6 protein-coding genes and 1 riboswitch are annotated in these 6,682 nt (G+C 42.9%); of the genes, 2 read left to right on the top strand and 4 right to left on the bottom strand.

Annotated features, from left to right (window positions below; genetic code table 11):
• The 4 genes from VF500_RS28995 to VF500_RS28980 all read right to left on the bottom strand — a co-directional run.
• A partial coding sequence (locus VF500_RS28995; RefSeq protein ID WP_330862995.1) for a homoserine dehydrogenase occupies positions 1 to 728 on the bottom strand: 728 nt, incomplete at its 3' end.
• Entirely contained in the window at positions 728 to 1,783 is a 1,056-nt protein-coding gene (locus tag VF500_RS28990) for a homoserine O-acetyltransferase family protein (protein WP_330862994.1), read from the bottom strand. The genes VF500_RS28990 and VF500_RS28995, both read right to left, overlap by 1 nt.
• Positions 1,784 to 1,873: 90 nt before the next feature.
• Positions 1,874 to 3,193 carry an O-acetylhomoserine aminocarboxypropyltransferase/cysteine synthase gene (locus tag VF500_RS28985; RefSeq protein WP_330862993.1) on the bottom strand — a complete coding sequence of 440 codons (1,320 nt, stop codon included), beginning with the start codon at positions 3,191 to 3,193 and terminating at the stop codon, positions 1,874 to 1,876.
• A gap of 246 nt (positions 3,194 to 3,439) precedes the next feature.
• Positions 3,440 to 3,550: riboswitch (SAM riboswitch) on the bottom strand.
• A 219-nt stretch (positions 3,551 to 3,769) separates the two neighbouring features.
• A complete protein-coding gene (locus VF500_RS28980) occupies positions 3,770 to 4,888 on the bottom strand; it encodes a trans-sulfuration enzyme family protein (protein ID WP_330862992.1) in 1,119 nt (372 codons plus the stop codon).
• Positions 4,889 to 4,984: 96 nt separating this feature from the next.
• Between VF500_RS28980 and VF500_RS28975 the strand changes: the two genes are divergently transcribed.
• Positions 4,985 to 5,503 (top strand): hypothetical protein, encoded by a 519-nt coding sequence (locus VF500_RS28975; protein ID WP_330862991.1) that lies wholly within the window; start codon positions 4,985 to 4,987, stop codon positions 5,501 to 5,503.
• A gap of 92 nt (positions 5,504 to 5,595) precedes the next feature.
• A partial coding sequence (locus VF500_RS28970) for a CofH family radical SAM protein (RefSeq protein ID WP_330862990.1) occupies positions 5,596 to 6,682 on the top strand: 1,087 nt, incomplete at its 3' end.

The following is a 6,682-nucleotide window of genomic DNA, read 5'->3' as shown; positions in this document are numbered from 1 at the left end:
GCTACCGGTACCAGTTTAATTTTGAGGTTTTTCTCGCGGGCATATTGCAGATCAGCAGCTGCAAGGTTCTGGATGCCCAGGTTAAATACCTCATCGGGTTGTGCAACTACACCATAAGCATGAGCAGCAGCAATAACCAGTTTGTATTTGGCATCAAAGCCGCCGACATCACTGGTTGGATCGGTTTCGGCAAAGCCGAGGTCCTGGGCTTGTTTTAATGCGCTGTCATAATCCAATCCTTCAATAAAACCTTTTGAAAGTATGTAGTTTGAGGACCCGTTGAAGATACCGCTTATCGAGTGCAGCAATTCATTATCATAATATTCCTCGAGGTTACGAATAATTGGGATACTACCACAAACTGCACCCTCATACAATAATGATGTGCCATATTGATGCTGGATCTCAATCAGTTCCTCCAAATGCAGGGCGATCATCTTTTTGCTGGCAGAAACAACGTTCTTACCCGATTTTAAAGCTCTTGAAACAATTTCAAAAGCAGCCTCGGTATCATTAATGAGCTCAACAATAGTATTGATCTCGGGGTTATTAAGCAGTTCCTCTTTATCTGTGGTAAACAAATGGGCCGGGAGGGAACGCTTTTTATTTGGATCCTTGATAGCAAATTTTACTATCTCGATATTTAAATGCTTTGTTTTGACGATATCATATAAACCCTGGCCCACAACTCCAAATCCGAAGAGGCCGATATTTAACTTTTTACTCATTACGCTGTACGTTGCAATTCTATAATTTTTCCTTTCACATCGGTTTTAAAAAACGATGTAAATATGTTTGTTAATGCTTCTGTTTCAATTAAAAATCCGTCGTGTCCATAAAACGAATCCAGTTCGGCAAAGGCCGCTTTTGGAATATGCCTGAACAGGTATTGTTGCTCTTCAATAGGGAACAAAACATCCGAAGAGATGCCGATAACCAAAGTTTTTGCCTTGATGAGGCTTAACGCTTTTTCAACGCCATGACGGCCGCGGCCTACATTGTGCGAGTCCATCACTTTGGTTAAATACCAATAGCTATAAGCATTAAAACGGTTCACCAGCTTTTGCCCCTGGTAATTTTGATACGTGGAGGCGCGGAAATCGTCCTGTACTGTATCACCCTCTTCCTGTTGGGTAATGCCATAGGTTTTATAGGTACGATAGCTCAGCAGCGCTATACTACGCGCTGCTTTTAAGCCTTTCTGGCCGCCATCTGATGTGTTGGCATAAAAGGTACGGTCGGCAGTGATAGCTAAACGCTGAGATTCGTTAAAGGCAATGCCCCATGGTGAATGTTTGGCATTGGTGGCTATCAGGATGAGATTTTTGATCCGCGCGGGCTCAATAATGGCCCATTCCATAGCCTGCTGGCCCCCAAGAGAGCCGCCAATTAATATATGAATACTGTCAATCTGTAAATGACCGGCAAGTAATTGATGCGCTTTGATCATATCCCTTGTAGTAAACTGGGGATAGGAGAGATAGTATGGCTGTCCGGTAACCGGATTAATGCTCAGCGGACTGGTAGTACCGTAAGGCGAACCCAAAATATTGGCGCAAACTATAAAATGCTCTTCAGGATTAATGAAGTAACCTGTACCCACAAGGCCTTTCCACCAGTCAAGTACATCGCTGTTGGCTGTAAGCGCATGGCAAACCCAAACAACGTTATTTTTTTCCTTATTTAACCTGCCGTATGTATGAAAGCCTATCTCTAAACCCTCAATCTGCCGGCCCGATTCAAATTCAAAAGTATCAGTGTATTTAAATATCTCTGCGTTCATTCTTTTGTTTGTTATTCCAGGCGCAGTCGGAACTTCCGGCTGCAACCTGCAATAACGTTTACTATATCACTTAAAAAAAACTATACATTGTTAAACTAACTCACCCGCACCTTGCTTAATTTTTGCAAAAGCCTGCTCAAAATCGGCTTTAATATCATCAATATGCTCAATACCAACCGCTACTCGTAACGATGTTGGCCTAACACCAGCCGACAGTTGCTCCTCATCAGATAATTGCTGATGCGTTGTTGCCGATGGCTGTATGATCAGTGTTTTTGCATCGCCCACATTGGCTAAATGGCTCACCAGTTTCAGGTTGTTGATCACCTGGCTGGCCTGCTCTTTGTCACCTTTGATCTCAAACGACAATACGCCGCCGAAACCATTCTTTAAATATTTTTTAGCAAGCTCATGATATGGCGATGATTCCAGTCCCGGGTAATTTACACTTGATACCAGTGGATGCTGCTCAAGCCATTTGGCTAATTGCAAAGCATTGTCCACATGGCGCTGTACACGCAATGAAAGCGTTTCCAGACCCTGGATATTCAACCATGAATTAAATGGCGCTTGTGACGGGCCGAAATCTCTCAAGCCTTCAACGCGTGCACGAATAATGAACTGGATATTGCCAAACGGGCCGCCAATACCAAATACATCGTTAAACACCAATCCGTGGTAACCTTCAGATGGTTCAGTAAATTGCGGGAATTTGCCATTGCCCCAATTGTAATTGCCGGCATCAACAATGACACCACCAATACTGGTACCATGCCCGCCGATCCATTTAGTAGTTGATTCCACAACCACATTAGCGCCATGCTCAATAGGACGGAAAAGGTAACCACCGGCACCAAAAGTATTATCAACAATTAATGGCAGGTCATGTTTTTTGGCAACTTCGCTTACCTTGTCAAAATCGGCAATGGTAAAGCCCGGATTGCCTATGGTTTCCAGGAAGATAGCTTTTGTTTTGTCATCAATAAGTGCTTCAATGCTTGCTGCAGTATCATCTTTAGCAAAACGCACATCAATGCCTAAACGTTTAAATGCTACTTTAAACTGGTTATAAGTACCACCATACAGGAAAGGGGAAGTAACAAAATTATCGCCCACCTGTAGGATATTATTTAAAGCTATAAATTGTGATGCCTGGCCAGATGCTGTGGCCAATGCCGCAACTCCGCCCTCTAAAGCTGCAATGCGTTTTTCAAACACATCGGTAGTGGGGTTCATGATGCGGGTATAAATATTGCCAAACTCCTTTAGCGCAAACAGGTTGGCACCGTGCTCGGCACTGTTAAATACGTATGAAGTAGTTTGATAAATTGGCACTGCGCGTGAACCTGTTGTTGGATCAACTTCCTGGCCGGCATGTAATTGTAAGGTTTCGAATTTTAAGGCAGACATAGTTGTAATTTTTAAATGTGTTTAATTTAGATTTTTAATGTTAAGATGGATTTTGACAAGCCGGTTTGAAATAACCGGTTTAACAGCACACACATTTTTCAGAGAGATGAAAAAGAGCGTGTTAAGCATCAACAGCAGCAACACATACAAATACAGCCAATAGGGGAGCTAATATATTGTACGTTACCGTTTGCGGTGTAAAAAGTGTTGCGTTGCGTAAATTTAATTAAACTTTTCATGGTTATAAATTTATATTCCCCGGTGTTATTTGCCGGGACAGGAATTGGCACCTTCTTCAACATTGAAGGGTTGCCAGCGGGTCATTGAGCCTGATCTCTCGCCGCTTCTTTATAAATCAAAACCCGAACTATGTGCGGAGTATTGATCGACCTTGGTATCGCTACCAAATAATGTTCCAAATATAAGAGGTTATTTGGTAATGTACCAAATTTTATTTCTTTTTAAGCTGAAAGGTTAAAGACGAAAGGTTAAAGATTTCATGAGCAGGATATTTTTAAACCCAGCTGACTGCTTCGACCTTTTGCTTTTTACCTTTCGCCTTTTACCTAAAATGGCCTAAAGCGCAAGGGCCTGTTCCATATCCGCAATCAAATCATCAATATGCTCTAGCCCAACTGACACTCTTAATAAATTCCTCGGTGTTTTGGTATCAGGGCCTTCAACCGTAGCGCGGTGTTCTATCAGGCTTTCTACGCCGCCAAGACTGGTGGCTTTGATGAATAGCTTGAGTCTGTTGATAATGTTGTGCGTATCATTCTCATCTCCTTTAATAATAAAGGATAACATGCCGCCGAAAGCCAGCATCTGATCTTTAGCGATATCATGCTGCGGGTGCGATTGCAGACCGGGGTACATCACTTTTTCAACATTAGGATGTTGTTCAAGGTATTCGGCAAGTAGTTGGGCATTTTGTACGTGGCCTTTTACACGGTACGGCAGGGTTTTAATGCTGCGCACCAGGTAATAACAATCCATAGGCGAGGGGATAGCTCCACCCATTTCCTGCACCTGCCTGATTTTTGTCCACCAATCATTCTTTTCGGCAGTGATCAAAACACCGCCCATCAGGTCACTATGCCCGCCGAAATATTTGGTAGCCGAGTGCATGACCATATCAGCGCCTAATTCAAGCGGCCGCTGACAAATTGGCGTTGCAAAGGTATTATCACACAAAACTTTAATGCCTTTTGATTTGGCAATCGCTACTGCCTTTTTTATATCTGTAATTTTCAATAACGGGTTTGAAGGGGTTTCTATCCAGATCAAACCTGTTTCAGGCTTAATATGCTGCTGCAAAACTTCCGTATCGTTTACATCAATAAAATCAAAAGTAAGGATCCCGGCAAACAGGGTTTTAAGTTGATTGCGCAAGCCATGATACATATCATCAGGCGCAATAATGTGCGTGCCCGGTTCAAGCGACTGAAAAACCGACATCCCTGCTGCATTACCCGATGAAAATGAAGCAGCCTCAACACCACCTTCCAGTTTAGCCAGCACATTCTCCAACGCATGCCTGTTAGGATTTGCTGAGCGACTGTAAATATAACCTGCCGGGAAACCGCCGTCCTCGCCACGTTCAAACGTGGTTGACATAATAATGGGTTGTATTACGGCCCTTGTTGCTTCATCAACATGGTTGCCGGCGTGTATAGCTATAGTTTCAGTTTTCATGGTATGTATGCTTATCGCCCAAAATAAACAAGAATATTTGTTATTAGCTGTAGCGTTTGTGCATTTTTTGCCGAATAGGCTATAAAACCTATCCACATGAAGAGAACCTTTATCCTGATCCTGCTTGTTATCGCCGGTTTATCAGCCTGTAAAAAAGATGCTAACGAAACTGCTTATGACAAAAGCTATAAAGCCTGGCAAAGCTTTAAGATTGAAAGTAAAAACTCGTATGCTTATACTGTTAACGCCGGTTCAGTTTTTGGCTACGGTTCAGAAACAAAGATCTCTGTTCAAAATGGTGTTGTGGTAGCCCGGGACTTTTTATCATATACATTAGAGCATACACCAAATGCTGCCCCCGGCAAAACAATCAGGGAACAATGGCACGAAGATAAGGCATCATTAGGGCAGCATAATTCTGGAGCTTCATTACTTACGCTTGACCAGGTGTACCAAAAAGCAAAAACAGAATGGCTCTCGGCCGATAAGAAAAAAAATACTATTTATTTTGAAACCAACAATAACGGTATGATCTCCGATGTCAGTTATGTGCCTAATGGCTGCCAGGACGATTGCTCAATCGGGATCTCCATAAGTGAGATCAAGGCTCTGTAACCTTAATGTAATTTACCAGATAATTTGGCCGATATGTGTCATAACGCATATTACTTTTATGCTTTTTTGTACATTTGGCCAAATTTATAATGATGCATAATTCAGATAATTTACAGGTATTGCTCCAGGATCCGAATTTATCTGCTGACTTAAAGCACATTGCCCAAAAGGTACTAAATAAACAACGCATCACTTTTGATGAAGGCGTTTTGCTTTATGAGCAGGGCGAGCTTGGATACCTTGGCACTTTAGCCAACTACATCCGCGAGGAGCGCCACGGCGATAAAACTTATTTTAATCGTAATTTCCATATCGAGCCAACCAATCTTTGCGTTTACGACTGCAAATTTTGTTCATACTCACGCCTGCTGAAACAAAAATCAGAAGGATGGGAGTATACCATGGATGAGATGTTCAACATGGTTACCAAATATGACGGCGAGCCGGTTACCGAAGTTCACATTGTAGGTGGTGTGTTGCCTCAGTATGACGTACCTTTTTACCAGGAGCTTTTTACCCGCATCCGTGCCCACCGCCCAGAATTGCATATTAAAGCCCTCACCCCGGTTGAATACCATTACATTTTCAAAAAAGCCAAAATTGATTACGCCACAGGCATGCGCCTGATGAAAGAGGCTGGTTTGGACTCAATCCCCGGTGGTGGCGCAGAGATTTTCGATCCGGAAATCAGGGACCAGATCTCGAAAGATAAATGTACTGCCGATCAGTGGCTGGCTATTCACGAAGAATGGCATAAACTGGGAGCGCGTTCAAACGCAACCATGCTTTACGGTCATATTGAGGAATATAAACACCGGATTGACCATATGGATCGTCTGCGTCAATTGCAGGACAAAACCGGCGGGTTCCAAACCTTCATTCCGCTTAAATTCCGTAATAAGGATAACCAGATGTCGCACGTGCCAGAGGTTTCTGTGATTGAAGACTTACGCAATTACGCTGTGGCCCGTATTTATTTGGATAATTTCGACCACATCAAAGCCTACTGGGCAATGATCAGCCGTACAACGGCTCAACTTTCGCTTAACTTCGGTGTTGATGATATCGATGGCACATTGGATGATACGACAAAAATTTATTCAATGGCCGGTGCCGAAGAACAGCATCCGGGTATGAGCACCAAACAACTGGTTGAATTAATTAAACATGTAGGCCGCC

Source organism: Mucilaginibacter sp., assembly GCF_036383575.1.
GTDB lineage: Bacteria > Bacteroidota > Bacteroidia > Sphingobacteriales > Sphingobacteriaceae > Mucilaginibacter.
Note: the sequence above shows the minus strand (reverse complement) of the source record. Positions and strands in the feature narration are given on the sequence as shown.

What these genes read in the sequence shown, in the direction of transcription:
- VF500_RS28990 (WP_330862994.1), bottom strand. Translation starts at nt 1,783, where the DNA reads ATGAACGCAGAGATATTTAAATACACTGATACTTTTGAATTTGAATCG.
- VF500_RS28985 (WP_330862993.1), bottom strand. Translation starts at nt 3,193, where the DNA reads ATGTCTGCCTTAAAATTCGAAACCTTACAATTACATGCCGGCCAGGAA.
- VF500_RS28980 (WP_330862992.1), bottom strand. Translation starts at nt 4,888, where the DNA reads ATGAAAACTGAAACTATAGCTATACACGCCGGCAACCATGTTGATGAA.
- VF500_RS28975 (WP_330862991.1), top strand. Translation starts at nt 4,985, where the DNA reads ATGAAGAGAACCTTTATCCTGATCCTGCTTGTTATCGCCGGTTTATCA.